The organism is Vibrio phycocola (assembly GCF_053850235.1).
Map to the genome: position 1 here is coordinate 51,602 of NZ_JBSQDJ010000013.1, position 23,111 is coordinate 74,712.

A 23,111-nucleotide genomic window follows, 5' to 3' on the forward strand; every position below is an offset into this window, starting at 1 on the left:
TGAACAAAAAAAAACCACACATAACTGTGTGGTTGGAATGTATAAAGCAATTAACTTGCGCCAATTGAAATAATCAGTTTCCCGATTAGGAGAAAGTAAAGTCAGCCTTCAAAAGGAAGTGTCATCTTGCTCAACGTGTCAGTCCAAGAACCGACCAGATGACCTGAACTAATATAATGACTTTCTGAATTTAAATTTTGAATTAGATCAATTTTATGTTGATTTACGTCTAATTATTACGTTAACTAAGCCTTTTTATTATCAATTATCACCGAGCTGAAAAAATCCCTCCAAACAATAGAGAGCTTCCCGCTCACCCAGCTGAGTAAAAACTCTAATAATAACAAAAATTCTCCATTTTCATGCCAATTAGCCGCCAGTTCTCAACTTTTATCGTCAAAACTACCAATGGTCGGATTTGTCTTACTTATACTAAGGACTACTATCACGCGCCACGTTAATTGTTGGTGCCAAGATCCGCAACCATCATATTCATCATAGGAAGTAACCAATGAATAAAACGAGATTGTTTCAAAAGTCAGTGATAGCAGTAGCGCTCACACTCTCAACCCAACAGGTGTTCGCAGCGGGTTTCCAACTTAACGCTCAATCAGCTACTGGTTTAGGCCGAGCATTTGCAGGTGATGCTGTTATCGCAGACAATGCATCAGTTATAGCGCGTAATGCTGCCGCAATGACATTGTTTGATTCAATAGCGTTTTCTGGTGGGTTTGAAAGCATCACCTCAATGATTGAAGTATCAGATGCAACTTATACCAACGCTCTTGGTACAGAATATGATGCAAATTATGATAACGCAGGTGATACTTCTATTGCACCGAACTTACATCTAATTGTACCTATCGATGATAAATTATCTTTAGGCGCGACGATCTACAGTAATTTTGGTACCAAAACCAATTTTGACAGTGATTATGTTGCGGCTGAATATGGTGGAAATACCGAAATTTCAAGCTTAAATATTGGGGTTGTTTCAGCTTACCGACTGTCTCCACAATGGAGTATTGGCGGCGGTATCGACTTTATCTACGGTGAAGGCACACTAAAGCGTAACTTGAGCTCAGACGTTGGGCTTCCCGGCTTTGGTGGCGCTGAAACTCTTAATATTGATTCCGCATCTGGATGGGCCGTTGGATTCAATGTGGGAACTGTCTATGAGCTTGATGCCGATAATCGCTTTGGGTTCTCTTACCATTACAGCCCTGAACTAAAAGCAAAAGATGGGTCACAATCGGTGACGTTACCACTTCCAGACATGGCCGAATTTTCAGGTTTCCATAAACTCGAAAACAGCCCATTTGCTGTGCACTACAGCATTCAATTTATTGGTTGGTCGTCATTTGACAAAATCACCTTTGAAAATGCGAGTATCGAAGAAAAAGAATATAAATGGAAAGATGCATTCCATTATTCTATTGGCGGTACCTATTTCCTAAATGACACCTGGACACTGCGTGCGGGTTACATGTATGACGAAAGTGCACAAGATAAAGTGACCTCAATCTCTGTGCCCGACTCTGATCGCCAATGGTTTTCTGCAGGTGTCGGTTATCAACTGAGTCAAAAAGCAACGGTAGATTTTGGATTTACTTACCTTTTAGGCAAAGACGTTGAAGTTGAAGAATCAACAGCGCTTGGCGGACCTTACTCTACATCACTTTCTGGAACAACTCACGCTGATGCCATCTTGATGGGTCTACAGTACAGCCGTACGTTCTAAGTAGACTATACGTATTCAATGGCAATAAATAAGAGAGCTCTTGCTCTCTTATTTTTTATCGAGATACTTAACCTTATTGAGTATCGATAGCGCCGCATCTTCGATTAAATCCAGCACCAACTCAAAGCCATTCTCACCCCCATAATAAGGATCAGGTACTTCTTCGTAGCGAGAATCACCATGGCTTAATAACAGCGAGACCTTGCTTTGATATTGAGAAGGACACTGTTGTAATAAGTCAGATAAATTATCCTTATCGGCGGCTAGAATTAGGTCAAATTTAGCAAAATCTTCGATACATACTTGTCGAGCACTGATACCAGAAAACGTATACCCTCTTCGCTCTCCTGCGGCTCTTGCTCGGTTATCCGGCGGGTTTCCTTGGTGATAACCAATAGTACCTGCGGAATCCACTTCAACATCAATGCCTAGCTCTAAAGCTTTTGCCCGCAATACCGCCTCTCCGGTTGGAGAGCGACAAATATTGCCCATACAAACGACGAGAATCTTGGTTTTATCGTTATTCTTCATTTTGTAAACCTCTTAAATATACGCCCAATTCACTTATCTCAAGTTATTGTTTGATATTCTCATTAAAGACAATGTTACCCTCTCACTAAGCACGGTACAAATAATGACAAAAGATGATGATCAAGCTAAGCTATAAGTTGATCAACCCATCGAAAGAGTCGTTAAAGTAGCAAGGCATTTGGGGTGTTTTGATTGATTCGGATTAAACCAATTTCCGTGAGTGTATGACTCTAGATTGCACATGACATTTTTAAACAAAAGGACTCGTTATAAAATGAACCAGCACCATGTCGACATATTCCCTTGGAATGATAGTTTTAGCACTGGTGTTGAAGAAATTGATCAGCAGCATAAGCAATTAATTTTTCTACTAAATCAACTGGCCAATTATATATCTCAACACGATTCAGATATTAAACTGGCTGAAGTACTTCACGAATTAATTGATTATGCAGAGTATCACTTTGACAGCGAAGAGACCTACTGGCTAAGCATATTGTCTAACTGTGACTATGCAGAACAACATAGAGAAAGTCACAGCCAGTTTACTCAACATATAAAAAAATTAATAAAGAATGAAGATCAAAAGCCAGAAGAGCAGTGGCTAGAAGAATTATTGTCTTACTTAACAAGTTGGCTCGTCACTCACATTTTGGAAAGTGATCGTCACCTCGCATTTATGACTCAAGCGGTTAAATCTGGCCAGTCAATTGATGAAGCCACATTGTGGGCGAGCGCTCAAATGAATGAAAAGGCTCAAGAAACCATAAATGTTATTTTGACGGCTTATCAAACCCTTTCTGCTAATACGATTCGCCTTATGCAAGAGATCAAAGCGGGTAAAAAAACACTCCTTCAATTAGCGGAAAGTGAAGAAAGCCTCATTCAGGCCATGCATTATGCAAAAATTGGTCGTTGGTCTGTTTCCTACCCAAATCAAGTCACAACTTGGTCCCCTAAGATGTACGAGTTACTTGGCCTAGACCCAGACACAACTCCGGGTATCGAGCTTCTTTGCAACATAATGGTAGATGACTCTCATCATTCTCTGATGGATTCACTAAAAAACAGCTTTGATTGTGGTCAGGAACATAGAATCGACTATCAAATCGTACGCCCGAGTGATAATGCAGTCCGTTGGATTGAGTGTCGTGGGAAGATGATTTATGCCAGTGACGGCACCCCTGAAAAAATGACAGGATTCATTCAGGATATAACTGAACGTAAAGAGAACGAAGAAAAAATAAGCTCACTGGCTTATTATGATTCGTTAACCTCTTTGCCAAATCGCCGTTTACTCTTTGATCGCCTGAATCACGCGTTAGCTTTGAGCAACCGAGATACCGCCTATAATGCGGTTATATTTATCGATATAGACAATTTTAAAAACATTAACGATTCACATGGCCACGAATTTGGTGATGCCGTGCTTCAGCAAGCGGCTAAACGCATCCAAGATTGTATTCGTGCTAGCGATACTTTAGCGCGCATTGGTGGCGATGAATTTGTTCTCATTTTATCTGATCTCGACAATAACGAGCTAGAAGCTGCTGCTGAAGCTGAGATTGTCGCGCATAAAGTCATTCAGGCTCTATCTCATCCTTACCAGGTAAACAAACACCAATTCATTAGTAGTGCCAGTGGAGGTATCTCTCTTTTTAACAACGCATCCATATCAAGCTCAGAGCTAATGAAGCAAGCAGATATCGCAATGTATCAGGCTAAAAAATCAGGGAAAAACACCGTGTTTTTCTACAAACCGCTAATGCAAGAAACGATATCCGAGCGCCTTACACTGGAAAAGAAACTCCACAAAGCCGTTAGAAATAAACAATTTGAACTTTATTATCAACCTCAAGTCGATAACAGCAATAATACTACCGGAGTAGAAGCTCTTATTCGTTGGAACCACCCAACCGATGGCATCATTAACCCTGATGATTTCATTCCGTTGTCTGAAGAAACAGGATTAATTATTCCAATAGGTGACTGGGTTTTAGAACAAGCATGCCTGCAATTAAAACAATGGGAAATAAGTCAACAGACCAAACATTTGACGATATCTGTCAACGTCAGCTACCGTCAGTTTCGTCAACCCGATTTCATCCTAAAAGTCGCAAAATTGATCAGTAAGTATGAAATTAGTCTTGGAATGCTAAAACTCGAATTAACTGAAACCATGCTTGTTGACGATTTGGATCTAACAAAATCACACATGCATTCATTAAAAGCATTAGGGATTCAATTCTCCCTAGATGATTTCGGCACAGGGTATTCTTCATTGCAGTACTTAAAACGACTACCTGTCAATGAGTTAAAAATAGATCGCTCGTTCATTTCAGAGCTTGAACTTGATATTAATGATCAGTCGATCGTTAAAACAACCATACTGATGGCCAATTCTCTTGGTATCGATGTCATTGCAGAAGGAGTAGAAAACGACCAACAGAAAACCTTTTTAGGCACTCATGGCTGTCTATCGTATCAGGGGTTTTTATACAGCAAGCCAATGCCAGTCAAAGAGTTTGAGTCATACCTCGTACAGTAGAGTGTACGATTTTAAAAAGCACAATAGTGTCTGAACATACTTCGCTACTTAGCGATTCAGGAATTGACTCGCATATTCCTGGGGCGCTGCCCCATATAGCTTTTTAAATTCAGCGATAAAACTGCTCACACTTTTATACCCAAGCTCATAAGCAACAGTCTTGGTATTTTCACCTTTATTTATCGCTTCAAGTGAATTCATTAAACGAAATCGACTGCGCCATTGTCGGAAAGTGTATCCAGTCTCTGATTTAAACAGACGTTCAATCGTGCGGGTGCTTGCCCCTGACTCTCTACTCAATATATCCAACGTTACTGACTCCTTCGGGTGAAGGATGAGCTGATTGATCACCTGAAGCAACCTCGGATCTTGACCACTCGGTAAATGAAGAAAAAACGGTTCAAGAGACTCAAGTTCATCCAACGCGACCAACCCTAAGCGCTGCATAAATGGCTCATCTGGTAAATCTTCACGAGTCATACGGACAATAATCTCGCGCATCAAAGGGCTCATAGCCAGCATCACAACTTCACTGTCATAATGCCGAATCGGGCATGATGGATCAAAGTACAAGTTGCGTATTTGCGCTTGAGTTTGGCAGGTAACCTGATGAAAGGCATTACCTGGGATCCACACTGCGTGTGAAGAAGGAACGACCCAAACGGCGTTGTTAGTTGTCACTCGGAGTAAACCTTTCGACGACCATAACAACTGTCTACGAGGATGACGGTGAGGGGCTATCGCCTCTTCCGGATTCATGGTTCTTCGCTGAGTTAAAACTGGCCGCTTTGGATCAATCGTGTAAGCGACATGGCTTGCCGGCAAGTATGACGTATTAGGAATACCCATTGTCACATTTCCACCTTATTACGACAATCACGAACTGCTAATATAAGCGGCAACCGAAACAAACACAAGCCTACAATATCGCTATTTACATAGAGAACTCACATGAAAAACAGCCTCAATATACGCTCAATTATCGTGTTCATTGCCGTCATTATTTCTGGATACTTGGCGGTGATGCCGATTGCTGGTCAACCAAATAACTTCTCTTACAGCGCAGCAATCATTCTGATTACACTAGTATTTTGGAGTTTGAGCGTTATCCCTCCCTTTCTTACAGGGTTAATCTTTTTTGCCTTAGTTGCGGTTTTTAATTTAATCGAACCAAACGTTCTTTTTTCTGGCTTTTCATCTTCCGCAGTCTGGTTGATTATTTCAGGCTTTATTATTGGCGAAGCAATATCAAGCACTGGAATTGGGAAACGTCTCGCCCTAATTATTGCCCCTTATTTAACGACAAGTTACGTTAAATTAATCTCTGGTCTAGTCGTGACAGCAATGCTACTTGGCTTTGTTATGCCTTCATCTGTTGGTCGCTCTGTTGTACTGATTCCAATAGGTATGGCGTTAGCTGAGCAACTAGGTTTTGCGAAAGGCAGCTCTGGTCGTATTGGCATCGCTGTCACTCTAGCTCTAGCGTGCAACATGCCCAGTTTTGCCATTCTTCCATCCAACATTCCGAACATGATTTTAGCCGGAGCGAGTGAGAATTTGTTTGGTATTTCATTTGGATACTTAGAATACCTTGCTCTGCACTTCCCTATCCTCGGTATCGTAAAATCTGCGGTTTTAGTTTTAGTGGTCGTGAAAATCTTTCCCGCTCAAATTGATATAAATGACAAAACGTCCAGCCAAGCGAGTAATGATCATTTTGATTTAAAGAAACAGAATAAGGTTCTATTCATTCTCGCGATGACGCTGTTATTTTGGATCACTGATTCCATTCATGGAGTTAATCCTGCATGGGTCGGCATTGTTACCGCAATTTTCCTGCTTCTTCCTAAGTATGGCGTTGTCGAACCAAAAGCATTTAATCGATCCGTTGATTTCGGTACTGTTATCTTTGTAGCTGCTGCTCTAGGGCTCGGTGCTCTGGTCAATTTATCGGGAATTGGAACCTCTGTTGGACAGATATTCAGCTCAGCGTTATCAAACTCCCATGACTCTACTTTCTATAACTTTATGTCTTTGTGTTCTATCTCAACACTGACTGGACTTATCACCACCATTCCTGGCGTCCCAACTGTACTCTCACCAATGGCAGCCGACTTTGCGCATTCAACAGGCTTTTCGCTCGAAGCGGTACTGATGACGCAAGTCATCGGATTTTCGACGGTCATCTTCCCCTATCAAGTTGCTCCTCTCATTGTCGCAATGCAGTTATCACAGGAGAAGCTATCTTCGTTAATTAGGGTGTCATTACCATTGGCAGTAATTACACTGTTGATCTTGATGCCACTCGATTATTTATGGTGGAACCTCTTAGGATGGATTTAATTCGATAGGTTGGTATACCTTAGCTCTACCTTTGGCGCGATGCTCTTTAGTAAGGAGAGCGTAGCGTCATACTGCAGTACTTGTGATTGCTTCGATTCAATTAACTCGACATCGACGATACTGTCAAAGTCGCACAAAGCTAACCGAAGCATAATCAACGCAGATTGCAACGGAGATAAACTGGGATTAAAGGCTGCATTTTCCGCATAACACCCAACAATTCTCTTACCATCTTCCAATATAATCAAGCACATAGAAGGGCTTTTAGTGTATGGCGAATAAACTCGTTTCCATGCCAATTCGTCGAAAGAATGTGAAGACTCACTGGAAGACACTCTCGTCTGTATAGACATCAATCGATTCGCGACCCCCAAATCATTTGGGCCGAACGCATCAGGTAGAAGTTGAGCTAACGAGACAGACTCACGCCCTTGCACATGAATAGTGAGCTGCTCCGATGTAGAAAGCTCATTCATAAACTGACGACAATGACCACACGGACTTTGGTTGACATAAATATCACTAATACCTTCTTCACCACATAACCAAGCATGATTAATTGCCGCCTGTTCAGCATGAACGGTTTGACTCAAGCTTTGGTCTCCAAACTCCATATTGGCGCCAAAGTATGCATTTCCTGACAAACCAACAACAATTGAACCGACGTGATAGTTAGAAAGAGGCACTAGAGCATAATTCGCAGCCAATGGTAATAAAGCGTATAAACAAGTTTTTTGATCAACAGAGAAAACCTCTGTCAATTCTAAGAGTTGCTCAGCACTAAGTTGGTTAACTTGGTGAAGATCGACGCCCCATGTTTTCTCGGCGTAAGCTAAAAGTTGTTCCATCATAATAAATCCTTAACGTGTAAAGCTCATGTCACACTACGACCATCACTTAAATCCCGCGTGAATTCAACGGTTTTTGTTCTAAAACAGATAGGTTAAGATAAAAATTACGAGGCGAAACACCAATAAAGGAACATAAGATGGCAAACGACAACGCACAGAACCGCCATAAAGAGCGTCAACAGAAAGTAAAGGAAAACGTTGATGCTAGAATTGCCGCCGCTCAAGATGAAAAAGGCCTTCTTTTAATCATCACTGGAAATGGCAAAGGCAAATCAACATCAGGATTTGGCATGATCACTCGCGCCCATGGTCATGGACAAAAATGTGCTGTCGCTCAATTTATCAAAGGCACGTGGGATAACGGCGAGAAGAATCTGTTAGAAAAGCTGGGGGTCGAGTTTGAAGTCATGGCTACCGGTTTTACTTGGGAAACTCAAGATAAACAAGCCGATACCGACGCAGCACAAGTTGTTTGGCAGAAATGTAAAGCAATGTTGAAAGATGACTCTATCGATGTTGTTCTATTTGACGAACTGACCTATATGACCAATTACGGGTATATCGAGTTAGATGAGGTTATCGAAGCAATTTCAAACCGCCCTGCCATGCAATCTGTGATTATCACCGGGCGTGGTGCTCATCGTAATTTAATCGAATTAGCCGATACGGTATCGGAAGTACGTAATGTAAAACACGCCTTTGAGAATGGTATTAAAGCTCGCAAGGGTATTGATTGGTAAATCATTTTCTCGCTGATTAAGGGCACTGTATTACTGCACTAAACCACCAAGTAACAGCAGACCAACAGTGTCCCTATTTCTTCACCTTTTTTAGTAAAAGGTTGATCGATTAGAGGATTTTTTTCAGCAATTTATTCATCGTATCTTTTGTCTGCTCATCTTTAATTTTACTGTTGATTTTTTCTTGAAGCCTATCGACTTCCTCATCAATTTTTTCATCGAGCTTTGTCTTTTCTTTGGTAATCTTCTTCCTAGCACGCTGCTTCAGGATTTCATCAAGTGGAATATCTAGATCTGGCTTACTCCAACTGCCCTTTATTTCAACTGGGATAGTAATATCTTTTAGATCATCAACACTCGCTCCGCCTTGACCTTCAAGTGAGCCTACCACTGCTGTATCCAACCAAAACTTTATTTTTTCATTTATATAATTCGTTGAACCTTTGCCATGTATTCGTAATAAAGGCGACTGCATTGCTAGATTATTGGTAGAAAGCTCTCCATTCGCTAGCTTCAATGTTGCTGTTAGTGCACTGAAATCTGTTTCTTTTGCCGATATATCAAAGCCATCGCTCTCGCCGTTCAATTTGGCATTTACATTGCGAATCTGTTGCGCAATATTGAAGCCTTTTACCGCTCCATCGGTAAACTTTATCTCTACCGTTCCCGCTAAATTTTTCTTCATCTGGGTTGATGTTAAACCTTTACCATTAATGGTAGTCACTAAATTTCCGGTACCCTCGACGATGTCCGTCTCTGCAACAGCCTGCAACAACGGCTCGATTTGAACGCCAGTAAGGGTGTTATTAATCTGATATGTTGCAGGACTTTTCCTACCATCAAGTTGACCTTTGGCACTTATGCTACCTTGATACAAATTGGCTTCAAATGCTTCTAGCTTGACCAGTCCTCGTTTAATTGAAAACTTGGTTTTCGTTTCCGTCAGTTCAACATTGTTCGTCTTTAGCTCATCAATGGTCACAATACCAGCAACATCTAAATGTTTAAGAGCTGATAAATCAGGTTCAACTTCCACAGTGCCCGAATTGCTTGTTGATACAGTCGGTTTGTCATCAGAATCAGAAGAACTTTGAGATGGCTTGGTCTCTTCGATATCAAGGAATTGGTCGATATCAATATCTGACCCATGCAGTTCAAAACGAATTTGGGTTACATCTGAAAAAGTGGCAACGGTTGCTCCTTGAAGCTCAATATCATTTGCAGACAACTCGTCGATTATCGCCTTTAATTCGCTGTTATTCAGATCAAACACAACATTTGAATCAAGAACAATATTCAATGGTGATTGAGGAAGTGTTTCACTTTCTAGCTGCATACTCAGGTCTAATTGAGAAGCAGTGATAGACGTTAGCGCTTTATCAATAACTAAGCTCGATTGTCCGACCAAAGACAACGCCAGATCAGATACGACACCTTCCACATCTATCTGCAATTGAGTAGGCTCCCCAAATTGAAATTGATCCAGTACAACGTCTACTTTTGATATGGTATTAGAGCCATCATCAAACGATCCATTTACCTCAATACTGCGTAACGCATATTCCTGAAAATCAGGAGATAATGTAAATTTCGCACTACCATTGGTGATAAATGTCTTATCGTTGCTCTTACCCGCAACATCAAATGTAATTTGGCTCCATTCTCCAGGAGAGAATTCTGTCACACTAATATCTGCAACTTGCAAAAGACTCTGCACACCCGTTTTACGATCATTAAGCACTAAATTAGAATCTTTAATTGAAACACCCGCAACACTGATATGCCATGTATCTTCGACTTCTAGGGAATCATCAGCTCGACTCACCGATATAGAGGTAGAATTTTCATTACCATCGTTACTTGGATCAGAAGTTACGCCACTTACACTGTTACTCGCCGTAAAACTGTCTAGATTTGTGCGACCATCGGATAGGGTTTCAATTTGAATATCAGCCCCCTTCAATACCACTTGACCGACCATCAATTGCTTCTTAAACAGAGGGATAAGTTCTATTGATACATCAATAGCGTTAACTTGAAATAGATTGGTTTCCTCAAAACCTTCAGGGTTTCGCATTGCTGTTTGACCAATACCGAAGCCCAATGCAGGAAATAACTGCCAATGAATGTCACCATCGATAACGAGATCAAGCCCTGTCGCTTTTTTGGTTTGCTCTACAATGAGTGGTTTAAATTGATTGGGGTTGATAAAAAAAATCACAGCCACTAGCACAGTAATTAGGAGCACCAAAACAAAGACAACACCAATACGTAGCTTCTTCATAATACATTTCCCAGATCAAAAAATGGCACATTATCGTGCCATTAATTTACCCAAAATTTACTGGATATTTGTGGTTTTACCGTTAAGATTTCAATAATTTAGAAATATGAGCCTTCAAAACATCAATCGCTATTCGATTTTTACCGCCACGAGGGACGATAATGTCAGCATGTTGCTTCGATGGTTCAATAAATTGAAGGAACATCGGACGAACGGTTTCAGTATATTGAGATAATACCGACTCCATCGTTCTTCCTCGCTCTTGTACATCACGCTCAAGGCGTCGCAATAAGCAAATGTCGAGTGGTGTATCCATAAAAATTGAGGCATGCATTAACTTTCTTAGCCTTGGGTCGGTAAGTAGCAAAATACCTTCTAAGATAATCACGCGTTTTGGTGTCATTGTATTCGTATTCTGAGTCCGAGTATGTTCCGAATAGCTATATTCCGGTACCTCTACTGCTTCCCCATTTATTAACTGTTCTAAATGCTCACACAACAAATTATGATCGAGCGCGCTAGGATGGTCATAGTTTGTTTTAATACGTTGATCCATACTAAGATGCGTTTGATCTTTATAATAGCAATCTTCAGTGATCACTCCGATATGAGTATCACCAACTTTTGCCAGCAATTCTCTGTAAATAGTGCTAGCAATCAAGCTCTTTCCAGAAGCTGACGCCCCAGCGATACCGATAATGACACATTGATGATTCTCAGGCATGTAAGCAATCCTAATTCAAAGCCAAAAGTTAAATGTTTGTCGCCGCGGAATTATAAAGAGTTGCTTACACAGATACCAGTCAACCATAGTCATAAATCCATACTATTATCACTGATACTGGCTAAAAAAGTTTCAAGTTGCTGGTTACCATCTTTTTCTATCAGTTAACCAATATGAAAATGACAAAAAGGGCTCAATCGCCCTCTTTGTCATTTTTTACATCAGTTGTCGATTACCAAGATGCAGCATTAGCTTCTTGCATATCATAGCGCCAACTTTCGGGAATGGTTGTTTCGTCTAACAAGGATTTTTCTGCCACTGTTGGATAAAGTTGAGCATAGTTTTTTACGTCGGTTCCTTGCACTCGGCGATTTATATGCTGAGGTTTGAGTTCATGAATGCCATTGAGGCCTGCCGCTCCAACCAATTCAACTAAGTTTTTAATGGTTTCTCGTTGGAAATTAGCTACTCGCTGTGCTTTGTCAGTCACGACAATGGCTTTGTTTCGAGAAGGGTTCTGAGTTGCAATCCCTGTTGGGCAGTTATCGGTATTACAAGTACGAGCTTGAATACACCCCAAAGACATCATCATACCGCGAGCAGAATTCACAGTATCAGCACCTAATGCAATCGCCCTGAGAATATGAAAAGCAGAAAACATTTTTCCAGACGCGATAACACGTATCTGTTTTCTTAACCCAAAACCAATCAAGGCATTATTGACAAAAATCAATCCATCTCTAATGGGTGCTCCGACAGAGTTGGTCATTTCGGTTGGCGCAGCACCTGTTCCGCCTTCACCACCATCAACGGTGATAAAATCGGGTAAAATACCTGTCTCTATCATCGCCTTACATATCGCTAGAAACTCATCCTGTCGACCAATACAGAGTTTAAAGCCAACAGGTTTACCACCCGATAAGTCTCGCAATTGCTTAACAAAGTATAATAACTCTGTTGGAGTAGAAAAAGCGCTGTGTGAAGGAGGTGAAACAACATCTTCTCCCATTGGGACATGGCGGATCGTTGCTATCTCTTGCGTTAATTTAGCGGCAGGCAAGATTCCACCATGGCCGGGCTTCGCGCCTTGAGAAAGTTTTATCTCAATCATTTTAACCACTTCTTTTTTTGCATTTATTGCAAATGTATCAGGATTAAAACCACCTTCGTCATTTCGACAACCAAAGTAACCAGTACCGATTTGCCAAACAATATCCCCACCGTGCTCTAGGTGATAAGGGCTGATACTTCCCTCTCCGGTATTATGAGAAAAACCACCAATTTTCGCGCCGCGGTTCAATGCCATAATTGCATTTTTGCTTAATGCTCCATAACTCATTGCTGATATATTGAGTGGAGAAGCCATATAAGGTTGGAGACAGTCTGGGCCGCCAAATTTAACTCGAGGATCGAGATCAGAAAGGTGTTTGGGTTGCATAGAGTGATTGACCCACTCATATCCAGCGCGATTTACATCAAATATGGTACCAAAAGGGCGTGTATCTCTTGCACCTTTTGAGCGTTGATATACTAACGAACGAAATTCTCTTGGAATAGGCATTCCACTCGTTTCATTCTCAACAAAATATTGTTGTATCTCTGGTCTAATTGATTCTAACAAGTATCTAAATCGCCCAAAGACTGGGTATAACCGACGAATAGATTGTCGATGTTGACACATGTCATAAAAGCCAATTAGAACAACAGGTATTACGACGACATAGAGCCACAACCAAGCTTGAGAAAGCAATGATAAAGCCGCTATTAATATTACTGATACAATCGAAAATCTGACGAAAACTTGGCGTACTGTCATAAAGAAATACCCTTATAGCTATATTAAGTGTCTCGTATCAACAGTCGTCACTAGACTGAATTCTGGTTATTCAACATGCTCAAACGAAAAATTAACTGGTTAATATCTTATCATTTGGAACATGTGTTCAACTATCAGACAGCCATAGTCATAATTAATTCCGTATCCACACTTCCAGACCAGTACATCCTAGAAGAAATTTGCTCCGACATCGCGACATAGTACCCAGCAAACTCACTTTCAGGACGAGCTATCATGGTTGGCGTGCCAGAATCAATATCTTCACGTAATTGACGGTGGAGTGGCATTTGCCCCAATAAAGGAATGGAATGACGCTCCGCCACCTTAGCTGCTCCTCCCGTACCGAAAATATCGTCGTGTTTCCCACAGTGACTACAAATGTGATAACTCATATTTTCAACAATACCGACCACAGGGACACCAACCTGATTAAACATTGCGATACCTTTTTGAGCGTCTGCAAGTGCCATATCTTGAGGAGTGGTAACCACCACCGCACCAGTAACTGGAATTTCTTGCGATAACGTAATTTGGATATCACCCGTACCCGGTGGCATATCGATCACCAAATAGTCAAGATCTGGCCACTCTGTCTCATTTAACAATTGACCTAATGCCTTAGATGCCATTGGACCACGCCATATTGCGGCATCATCTTGACTGACCACATAGCCGATGGAGTGTGTTGCAATGCCGTGAGCCGTTATTGGTTGCATCCATTTTCCATCACGAACTTCTAATTCACGCCCACGAGTACCAAACATCAAGGGCAACGATGGACCATAAACATCCGCATCCAAAATACCGACTTTAGCTCCACTATTAGCCAGTGCGAGCGCACAGTTAGCAGCGGTCGTTGATTTTCCGACCCCTCCTTTTGCAGAGGTAATCGCAATAATATTCTTAACCCCGTTTATTTTTTTAGGGTTGTGAGATTTTAATGACTTAATTTTTTGAACCACTGACACATCACAACCCAATGCTTGTGACACCGATTGTTCTATAAGCCATTGCTCAAGATCCAATCTTAATGTGTGACTCGAAAACGGCAGTGCAATGACAATGTTGCCCTGCTGCAAAATAATAATGTTAGGGTCTTTGCTCCAGTCGGAGATCAGTAAAGGGTGTTGGTATTGGCTCAGAATTGAACGAGCCTGTTCAAGTATTGTATTCGTAGACATAGTCGTCCTCCATTGACTACATGCTACCACTGCTAGACCTATGGAAAAAGCCTTCAATTAATATAGCTTTACCGCTTGTGTGACTTGGCGTAATCAGCTGCATCAGGTACTATTAACCCTCTCATTTTATACCCATCAAACAAAGCGAAAATTAAAGTATGGCAACTCAACCAAGAAAAATTTTGGTCACTTGTGCCCTTCCATACGCGAACGGTTCAATCCATCTAGGTCATATGCTCGAGCATATCCAAGCAGACATTTGGGTGCGTTATCAACGCCTGCGAGGCAACACAATCAATTTCATCTGCGCCGATGATGCTCACGGTACACCGATAATGCTGAAAGCACAGCAGATGGGTATAACTCCAGAAGAGATGATTGCTTCAGTAAGTGAAGAGCACCAAAAAGATTTTGCAGGCTTTGATATTAGTTTTGATAACTATCACAGCACTCACAGTGATGAAAACCGAGAACTCTCTGCACACATCTATACTCAGCTCAAAGCCAATGGTTTTATTTCAAGTCGTACGATTTCTCAACTCTTCGACCCAGAAAAAGAGATGTTCTTACCGGACCGTTTCGTTAAAGGTACTTGCCCAAAATGTAAGTCTGAAGATCAGTATGGTGATAACTGTGACGCATGTGGTGAAACCTATAGCCCAACCGATTTGATCAATCCAAAGTCAGCGGTATCAGGTGCAACACCAATCATGAAAGATTCAGAGCACTTCTTCTTCGATCTTCCTCAGTTTGAAAGCATGCTAAAAGAGTGGACACGCTCTGGTTCATTACAGACAGAAACAGCAAATAAGATGCAAGAGTGGTTTGAGTCTGGCTTACAGCAGTGGGATATTTCTCGTGACGCACCTTATTTTGGTTTCGAAATTCCTGGGGAAGAGAATAAGTTTTTCTATGTATGGTTAGATGCTCCGATTGGATACATGGGCTCATTCAAAAACCTATGTGATAAACGCCCTGATCTTAGTTTCGATGAGTATTGGAAAAAAGACAGCAGTGCCGAGCTCTATCACTTTATCGGTAAGGATATCGTCTATTTCCACAGTCTATTTTGGCCTGCAATGCTAGAAGGCTCTGGTTTTAGAAAACCAAACAACGTATATGTTCATGGGTATGTCACTGTCAATGGCGCTAAAATGTCTAAATCTAAAGGGACATTCATCAAGGCTAGCACCTACTTAGAACATCTAGACCCTGAATGCCTACGTTACTACTACGCGGCAAAACTGAATAACCGGATTGACGACCTCGATTTAAATCTCGATGATTTTACTCAACGAGTAAACTCTGACGTTGTGAACAAAATTGTAAATCTTGCATCACGTAATGCAGGTTTCATTAGCAAACGTTTTGATGGTCAACTGTCAGCAGACTTCGCAGAGCCAGAACTGTATAAAGAGTTTGTCGATGCAGGAGAGCGAATTGCTGAATGCTACGAAAACCGAGAATTTTCTCGCGCTATTCGTGAAATCACGGCGTTGGCTGATAAAGCAAACCAGTATATTGACGAAAAAGCCCCATGGGTCATCGCAAAACAGGAAGGCAAAGACAAAGAGTTACAAGATGTATGTTCTGTTGGCTTAAACCTGTTCCGAGTGTTAATGACTTACCTCAAGCCAGTGATGCCTACTTTGACCGAGCGCACTGAAGCATTTTTAAATCAAGAGCTAACGTGGGAGGCATTAGACACACCGCTGATGTCTCATCAAATCACCAAATTCAAAGCGCTGTTTAATCGTATCGATAGCAAACATATCGACGCGATGATCGAAGCATCAAAAGAAGTTGCAGCTCAAGAAGTTGCGGCTGCACAAAGTGCAACTCAAGACGAAACCGAGCTGAGTAAAGACCCAATTGCCGAAGAAATTGAATTTGACGATTTTGCAAAAGTCGATATGCGTATCGCTAAAATTATTTCGTGCGAGTCAGTGCCTAAAGCCAACAAGCTACTTAAGTTCCAGTTAGATATTGGAGGAGAGACTCGCCAAGTGTTCTCTGGTATTAAAGCGGCTTATTCACCTGAAGAATTAGTCGGCAAATACACCGTGATGGTGGCTAACCTCAAGCCGCGCAAAATGAAATTTGGTATGTCTGAAGGGATGATTCTCGCAGCAGGTCCAGGTGGAGATGAGCTATGGATTTTAGAACCTCATGATGGTGCCCAACCAGGTATGAGAGTCATGTAGACACATATTATTTGTACTAAAACCATATACCCCTGATTGATATCAATCAGGGGTTTTGTTTATTGAACCATGATCACACCCTTGACCAACAACGAACTAGGTTGGTGCAAAGCAATAGATAATTAATGGTTATTATACTGATTTAATTAGATATTAATCATGGCATCATTCATGCTAAACTTAATATAAATTCTTGTGAGGGAGGCGTGATGTATGTTTGTTACCATTTCGATTTTAATATCGTTAGCTATATTAGGGCTTATGCTCTATCAAGCAAAACAACGCAATTCTACTCTGCAACGGAAATATGAGTTACTCATTGGACTTCGTCAAACTTTATTCCTTTGCCGTCAGCACCGCCGAGCGACTCATCATACTTTAATGTTTGGTGAAGAACGGAATGCTGAAGTAAGTCAATTGCAAGAGTCGATGCAAGAAAAAACAGCACAACTCATTGCTACTGCGAACGTTGACAGTAAACCAATGTATCGTGTTTTACAGCTAAAATTGAATACACTAATCAAAGACTGGGACCAACGTTCCGTTTCAAATAATCAAATTATTCACGGTAAGTCTATCCGCCATTGTATGTTTCTCATGGATGAAGTGGTACTTTCATGGTTGGTTGATGTTAATCGCATCGATTTAAGTGATGAGTATCATATGAATTGGCAGCAAGTCATCGATACCATGGATGCATTAACTCAACTAAGAGTGTGTATTGAGGATATGAATAGTTCCGAAGGACGCTTACGATTAATCCACTATTCTGAGAGCATTTGCCGTAAATTAAATCAACTTGCACTCATCAACTCATTAATGATCTCATCGCCTACATGTGCAAATGCAATCAAATTTCTAAGTGATATTAACGATGACTTAAGCACGGAATTCGATGCAGAAGAAATGTATCAAATAACCGCAGATATATCTCTTACAGTGGCAAATGTGTATGACCAAATGCTGAGCGACCTCACTGAAAGTCTCTACATCCCATTACCAAAGTTACTCACAACCTCTGATAACGCAGCATAATCAACGACTACAAAAAGCTAGAGCCACAAATGTGGCTCTACTTTTATACTGGATGTTTGAAGCAATTTTTTAAGCTGTTGTCGATAGCAACTAACGCAGCCCTACGAGTAATAAGTCCAACCAATTTCCCATCATCAATAACCGGATAAACCTTTGGCTTTCCAATTGTCATCCGCGAGGCAAGTTCAATAATGGGCATATTTGAGTCAACTGATAGTACTTCAGTCGACATGCAATCACCGACGACATAACTATCCTGACAGTAGTAACTAACCTTCACCAATTTATCAATCAAATCCTGTTCTGACAAAAAGCCAATAACTTGCTTACAATCATCAATAACCGGACCACCAAATTGCTCTGAGCCAATTACTTTTTCTAACGCCGTCGCGAGCGACATATCAGGCGTGAATGTAACCGGCTGTTTGGTCATATAGTCTTTAACTTTTTGCGATTCCATACTTTATACCTCTTCTTCAATGAATGAAGCCAACATACTCAGTGTGGACTATTTTTACTCAATTGAGCAATGGATTAAATCTATTTCTCTCATTGTTGTAGACTATCAACGATAAATTTGTGTGAATTACGACTTCTTTAACTGCCATTCTGAAGCTGCTTGGTGATCAATATCTCGAGCTTCCAGCCAACGTTCATCATCTAAAGTGCGTTCTTTTTTCCAAAATGGTGCTTTGGTTTTGAGTAAATCCATCAGAAAATGGCACGCGTCAAATGCTTCACCACGGTGCAAACTGGTGACAATCACTAATACTATCTGGTCACCAATATCTAAATCACCAATACGATGAATGACAGTAATATCCATCAACTGCCAACGAGCTTGGGCCTCTTCAGCTAGTTGAGTTAAAACTCGTTCCGTCATACCAGGATAATGCTCTAGTTTTAAGCCAGTAACACCATCGCCAAGATTCATATCTCGAACTTTACCAACGAACGTGACAACAGCGCCAACGTCTGTCGAAGCTGTCACTCGTTCATATTCAGCAGCTAACGAGAAGTCTTGCTCCTCAACACGAATTGTAATCGCCATCTTAACCTCCAGTGACAGGAGGGAAGAAAGCAACCTCGTCGCCATCATTAACTTGGCTGTCAAAGTTGGCGATTTCCTGATTGATAGCAACAAGTAATTGGTCTGACTCAAGGGCAAGTTGCCATTTATCTGACTGTTCTGCTAGATGCTGGCGAAGTGATTCAACATTTGAAAAGTTCGCATCAAGGGAAAGCTCACCAACTCCCACGAGTTCGCGCGTTTGAGCAAAGAAAACGACTTTAATCATAATTCCACCTTAAAATCACCAGATTTACCACCACGCTTTTCCAATAAACGCACATCTTTTATTACGATGTCTTTTTGAATCGCTTTGCACATGTCGTATACCGTCAGCGCAGCAACAGAGGCAGCAGTGAGTGCTTCCATCTCTACCCCTGTTTTCCCACTTAATTTACACAAAGACTCAATACGAATCTGACAGAGCGATTCGTCGACTTCAAGTTGCACTTCTGCTTTGGATAAGAGTAGAGGGTGACATAACGGAATCAAGTCCCATGTTTTTTTCGCTGCTTGAATTCCTGCAATCCTCGCAGTAGCGAAAACATCGCCTTTGTGATGTTGGCCTGAAATAATCAAGTCTAACGTTTGCTGTGAAACTTCGACAATCGCTTGCGCTCGAGCGACTCGGACACTTTCATCTTTGGCTGACACATCAACCATGTTTGCTTCGCCAGATGAGTTAACATGAGTTAGTTCGTTCATTTTTGTACTTCTTATTAGTATGTAGCATAAAAATACAAGGACAGTGAAAGGCCTAATCCTTGTGGACTAAAATTTAACCGAAAATACCGCTTACTTAACCACCAATAGATGCTAAATGTGGTGTCATTCCAGTATTACCTTCATGAAGAAAGTGAGTCGCTTCTTTATTTTGTAGGGATAATGCTATTCTTTCAATGAGCTCCGATTGCTGATCATCGCGAGCTAGCAAATCACGTAATTCGACACCAGATTCACCGAATAAACATAAATGAAGTTTGCCTTTAGCAGAGACTCTTAAACGATTACAGGTCTGACAGAAATCTTTACTATAAGGCATGATTAACCCTATCTCTCCAGCATAATCAGAATGAGAAAAGACTCGAGCAGGTCCATCAGTAACACCGCGACCTTTCTCTTGCCAGCCTCGCTGAAGCAAATATTCCATAATCGTCATACCCGAAAGATGCTGCTCTTGGAAAAATTTATCCATACTGCCGGTTTGCATTAACTCAATAAAGCGAACTTGTAGTGGTCTATCTTTAATCCAATCAAGAAACGCTGGCAGCTCTGCAGCATTATGCTCTTTCATTAATACCACATTAATTTTGACTTGGTCGTAACCTGCGGCCAAAGAGACATCGATGCCTTGCAAAACCTGCTCAAACCGGTTTTCACCAGTGATTTGGTGGAACATTTTTGAGTTCAAGCTATCGACACTGATATTAAGTTGGGTAAGACCCGACCGCCGCCATTGCTCCGCATGTGTAGCTAAGCGGTACCCATTGGTGGTCATCGCGAGTTTCGAGATCTGAGGCACGTCTGATATTGACGCGATGATGTCGTTAAAATCTCGACGTAAGGAAGGCTCTCCACCTGTGAGACGAACTTTCGAAGTGCCACACTGCGCAAAGGCACTGGCAACTCGACCGATCTCATCAAGAGAAAGAAATGAGGAATTTCGCTCACCGTTGGAGCGATAGCCATCGGGAAGACAATATGTACACTTAAAATTGCATACATCCGTCACCGACAGGCGTAAGTAATGAAACTTACGCTGTAAGTTATCTTTAAATTGTTCAGCCACGTAACACCTTTCCAAGCACGGGAGGCAAGAGCATTTCTGTTCTTCCCCTTGGGTCTATAGACCACTGGCTAATTCAGCGTATTCACACATAGTGAACTTAGCCTCATCAGCTCGGAGTTATGGCACCACACTAGCAAGAGCTAGGTGATGTACGAAATATTATTTAACTACTAATTTTATCAGGAGAACAGCCCTTTTGAAAAAAACCATTTCCCATCTATCGAAGAATGCTACTCCTAAACATTAATAATTCAAGTCTCGTGAAATGCGTTTTTACGAAATTGCTACTGATATCTCGCAAGAGATAATTATCGCGACAATAGCGAGTTTACGACTCTTGGCGTAACGTAGAATATGCGGTATGAGTTTGTTTTAGCAATTCGATAAATGGCTGTACTTCACCCTCAATTGACTTGTTTATCTTCACCATACTGTCTATTTCATTCGCGAATCTACATAACTTATCAGCGCCAAAACTGGCGGCGCTGCTTTTTAAAGCATGACTAATCTCACCCAATTGCACTATCACATCGGGGGAGCCGACTGAAGACAGTGTGTTGATATAATCCCCTATTTCACCGAGAAAAATATCCAACAACATTGGCACACTTTCCTCACCAATATCATTAGCGAGCTGGTCGAGCGTATCTTTGTTTATTAAGGCCATAAACTGATTCTCTAACGATTCCATGATTGGATCTTACGATAAAGAGTAGAAGGGCTGACTTCAAGTTGAGAGGCTGCTTTGGGAATATTGCCATGACACACATCGATGGCATTTTCTATCGCGCGTTTCTCTATTACCCAAAGTGGATCGATGTCATCGATTGAGGAAATACTTTGTTGAACTTGAGCCACTTCACCTGCTGGTGCTACTTCTTCCTTTATAATTGGTTGATTCAGGGGGGGTGGTAGCATTTCTACTGAGATCTCCTTTCCCTGATTTAATACCACAACATTTCTCAGCACATTTTGTAGCTGCCTTACATTACCTGGCCATTCGTAATGAATAAAACGCTCCACGACTTCTGGTGTTAAGCGGACAAATTCTTTTCTCTCTTCCTTTGCCATAAACCCAAGTAAAGAGTAGGCAATTTCAATAACATCATCACCGCGTTGACGCAGTGGTGGCAAGTGAAGGGGAATGACATAAAGCCGATAATATAAATCTTCACGAAAGCGCCCTGCTTCCACTTCTTTCCAAGGGTCTCTATTCGTCGCACAAACGAATCTAAGATTGACACTTCGCATCTTCGAAGAGCCTACTTTCTGGAATGTACCAGTCTGAATAAAACGCAACAACTTAGTCTGTAGGTCTAAATCCATTTCACACAATTCATCGAGAAATAGCGTGCCACCATCAGCGAGCTCAGCCGCACCTTGTCGATCGGTTGATGCACCGGTAAAAGCGCCTTTTACATGGCCAAACAACTCACTTTCAATTAAATCTTTAGGGATAGCGGCACAGTTTATAGCAATAAAAGGCTTATCACTTCGATAGCTCGCCGCATGAATCGCTTCCGCACAGACTTCTTTACCTGTTCCACTTTCGCCTGTAATAAAGATCGTCGCCTTACTTGATGCTGCCGAATCTATCGTACGATATACGGCTTGCATCATTGAGCTACTACCTATAAAACCTTGATATTGTTGACCTAAAGAATCATTCTGAGTATTTTTAGCGATAATGGCTTTTCGTAGCGCATTATTGACAGTAATCCGCAATAGATCAGCTTCACATGGCTTAATGAGGAAATCTTGTGCGCCATAACGCATTGCTTGTACTGCAGTATCGATGGAACCATGGGCTGTCATAAAAATAACGGGAACATCGGGATGTGTGGCTTTGACTGCACTCAACACATCCATCCCCGTCATATCAGGTAATCGTAGATCAAGCAAAATAAGATCAGGCTTACGTTGCTCTAAGCTAACTAAAGCATCATGCCCTGTTGATACGATATTAATATCAATAGTCAGTGGAGTTAAATAAGAGCGATACAACACTGCCACCGACGCTGTATCTTCTACCATCAATAGATATTTTTTGGGCTTACTTTGTTCTTTCAACATTCCTAAACCACGTCACTTGCAATATGAGTTAACTTTCGCATTATGAGTTGCAAAATGCAAATTAAACAGTAAATTTAGGTAAAATAGAGCTTTTTAAGGCTAAAATATGAGCAAATTTGATGGCATGGTACTTGCAAAAGCATAGGAGACTCGAAAGAGTC

The 23,111-nt window shown here is 41.3% G+C and carries 20 protein-coding genes and 1 riboswitch; of the genes, 6 read left to right on the forward strand and 14 right to left on the reverse strand.

All coding sequences use genetic code 11. The features are described 5' to 3' along the window. Nucleotides 1–511: 511 nt before the first annotated feature. Nucleotides 512–1,741: an outer membrane protein transport protein gene (locus tag ACWU4D_RS16475; RefSeq protein ID WP_456052541.1), complete on the forward strand. Its 1,230-nt coding sequence runs from the start codon at nucleotides 512–514 to the stop codon at nucleotides 1,739–1,741. 48 nt (nucleotides 1,742–1,789) lie between these two features. Here the strand turns inward: ACWU4D_RS16475 and ACWU4D_RS16480 are convergent, their stop codons facing one another. Further along, a complete protein-coding gene (locus ACWU4D_RS16480; RefSeq protein WP_456052542.1) occupies nucleotides 1,790–2,272 on the reverse strand; it encodes a low molecular weight protein-tyrosine-phosphatase in 483 nt (160 codons plus the stop codon). 274 nt (nucleotides 2,273–2,546) lie between these two features. On the opposite strand from ACWU4D_RS16480, the gene ACWU4D_RS16485 reads away from it, so the two are divergent. Then, nucleotides 2,547–4,820 carry a bacteriohemerythrin gene (locus tag ACWU4D_RS16485; RefSeq protein WP_456052543.1) on the forward strand — a complete coding sequence of 758 codons (2,274 nt, stop codon included), beginning with the start codon at nucleotides 2,547–2,549 and terminating at the stop codon, nucleotides 4,818–4,820. A 48-nt stretch (nucleotides 4,821–4,868) separates the two neighbouring features. Here ACWU4D_RS16485 and ACWU4D_RS16490 read toward each other — a convergent pair whose 3' ends face one another. Continuing rightward, nucleotides 4,869–5,669: an AraC family transcriptional regulator gene (locus tag ACWU4D_RS16490; RefSeq protein WP_456052566.1), complete on the reverse strand. Its 801-nt coding sequence runs from the start codon at nucleotides 5,667–5,669 to the stop codon at nucleotides 4,869–4,871. 102 nt (nucleotides 5,670–5,771) lie between these two features. Here ACWU4D_RS16490 and ACWU4D_RS16495 point away from each other — a divergent pair, with 102 nt between their 5' ends. After that, nucleotides 5,772–7,163 carry an SLC13 family permease gene (locus ACWU4D_RS16495; RefSeq protein WP_456052544.1) on the forward strand — a complete coding sequence of 464 codons (1,392 nt, stop codon included), beginning with the start codon at nucleotides 5,772–5,774 and terminating at the stop codon, nucleotides 7,161–7,163. Here the strand turns inward: ACWU4D_RS16495 and cdd are convergent. Beyond that, nucleotides 7,160–8,014, reverse strand: a complete 855-nt coding sequence (gene cdd, locus ACWU4D_RS16500) for a cytidine deaminase (protein WP_456052545.1) — start codon at nucleotides 8,012–8,014, stop codon at nucleotides 7,160–7,162. The two genes, ACWU4D_RS16495 and cdd, sit on opposite strands and share 4 nt — an antisense overlap. A 137-nt stretch (nucleotides 8,015–8,151) precedes the next feature. Here cdd and cobO point away from each other — a divergent pair, with 137 nt between their 5' ends. Then, the gene (gene cobO, locus ACWU4D_RS16505; RefSeq protein ID WP_456052546.1) at nucleotides 8,152–8,754 is read left to right on the forward strand and encodes a cob(I)yrinic acid a,c-diamide adenosyltransferase; all 603 of its coding nucleotides are present in this window, start codon (nucleotides 8,152–8,154) and stop codon (nucleotides 8,752–8,754) included. A gap of 109 nt (nucleotides 8,755–8,863) precedes the next feature. On the opposite strand, the gene ACWU4D_RS16510 is transcribed toward cobO, so the two are convergent. The 4 genes from ACWU4D_RS16510 to apbC form a co-directional block, all read right to left on the reverse strand. Further along, nucleotides 8,864–11,038: an AsmA family protein gene (locus ACWU4D_RS16510; RefSeq protein ID WP_456052547.1), complete on the reverse strand. Its 2,175-nt coding sequence runs from the start codon at nucleotides 11,036–11,038 to the stop codon at nucleotides 8,864–8,866. Between the two features lie 82 nt (nucleotides 11,039–11,120). Then, complete coding sequence (gene udk / locus ACWU4D_RS16515) at nucleotides 11,121–11,762, reverse strand: uridine kinase (protein WP_456052548.1); 642 nt, start codon at nucleotides 11,760–11,762, stop codon at nucleotides 11,121–11,123. A 232-nt stretch (nucleotides 11,763–11,994) separates the two neighbouring features. Further along, nucleotides 11,995–13,578 carry an FMN-binding glutamate synthase family protein gene (locus ACWU4D_RS16520; protein ID WP_456052549.1) on the reverse strand — a complete coding sequence of 528 codons (1,584 nt, stop codon included), beginning with the start codon at nucleotides 13,576–13,578 and terminating at the stop codon, nucleotides 11,995–11,997. A gap of 134 nt (nucleotides 13,579–13,712) precedes the next feature. After that, a complete protein-coding gene (gene apbC, locus ACWU4D_RS16525) occupies nucleotides 13,713–14,780 on the reverse strand; it encodes an iron-sulfur cluster carrier protein ApbC (RefSeq protein ID WP_456052550.1) in 1,068 nt (355 codons plus the stop codon). A gap of 158 nt (nucleotides 14,781–14,938) precedes the next feature. Between apbC and metG the strand changes: the two genes are divergently transcribed. Beyond that, on the forward strand, nucleotides 14,939–16,984 hold the full coding sequence (gene metG / locus ACWU4D_RS16530) for a methionine--tRNA ligase (protein WP_456052551.1): 2,046 nt from the start codon (nucleotides 14,939–14,941) through the stop codon (nucleotides 16,982–16,984). Between the two features lie 213 nt (nucleotides 16,985–17,197). After that, complete coding sequence (locus tag ACWU4D_RS16535; RefSeq protein ID WP_456052552.1) at nucleotides 17,198–18,019, forward strand: hypothetical protein; 822 nt, start codon at nucleotides 17,198–17,200, stop codon at nucleotides 18,017–18,019. Between the two features lie 43 nt (nucleotides 18,020–18,062). Here ACWU4D_RS16535 and ACWU4D_RS16540 read toward each other — a convergent pair whose 3' ends face one another. From ACWU4D_RS16540 to luxO, 7 genes are all read right to left on the reverse strand, one after another. After that, entirely contained in the window at nucleotides 18,063–18,479 is a 417-nt protein-coding gene (locus ACWU4D_RS16540; protein ID WP_456052553.1) for a CBS domain-containing protein, read from the reverse strand. Nucleotides 18,480–18,605: 126 nt separating this feature from the next. Then, a complete protein-coding gene (gene moaE / locus ACWU4D_RS16545; RefSeq protein WP_456052554.1) occupies nucleotides 18,606–19,070 on the reverse strand; it encodes a molybdopterin synthase catalytic subunit MoaE in 465 nt (154 codons plus the stop codon). Between the two features lies 1 nt (nucleotide 19,071). Further along, the gene (gene moaD, locus ACWU4D_RS16550) at nucleotides 19,072–19,317 is read right to left on the reverse strand and encodes a molybdopterin synthase sulfur carrier subunit (RefSeq protein WP_456052555.1); all 246 of its coding nucleotides are present in this window, start codon (nucleotides 19,315–19,317) and stop codon (nucleotides 19,072–19,074) included. After that, entirely contained in the window at nucleotides 19,314–19,793 is a 480-nt protein-coding gene (moaC, locus tag ACWU4D_RS16555) for a cyclic pyranopterin monophosphate synthase MoaC (protein ID WP_456052556.1), read from the reverse strand. The genes moaD and moaC overlap by 4 nt, the downstream gene beginning before the upstream one ends. A 94-nt stretch (nucleotides 19,794–19,887) precedes the next feature. Then, complete coding sequence (moaA, locus tag ACWU4D_RS16560; RefSeq protein WP_456052557.1) at nucleotides 19,888–20,877, reverse strand: GTP 3',8-cyclase MoaA; 990 nt, start codon at nucleotides 20,875–20,877, stop codon at nucleotides 19,888–19,890. After that, a riboswitch (molybdenum cofactor riboswitch) is annotated at nucleotides 20,866–21,006 on the reverse strand. It overlaps the preceding gene by 12 nt. Nucleotides 21,007–21,205: 199 nt before the next feature. Beyond that, complete coding sequence (locus tag ACWU4D_RS16565) at nucleotides 21,206–21,568, reverse strand: Hpt domain-containing protein (protein WP_456052558.1); 363 nt, start codon at nucleotides 21,566–21,568, stop codon at nucleotides 21,206–21,208. Continuing rightward, nucleotides 21,556–22,950, reverse strand: a complete 1,395-nt coding sequence (gene luxO / locus ACWU4D_RS16570; RefSeq protein WP_456052559.1) for a quorum-sensing sigma-54 dependent transcriptional regulator LuxO — start codon at nucleotides 22,948–22,950, stop codon at nucleotides 21,556–21,558. The genes ACWU4D_RS16565 and luxO overlap by 13 nt, the downstream gene beginning before the upstream one ends. Between the last annotated feature and the right edge of the window lie 161 nt (nucleotides 22,951–23,111).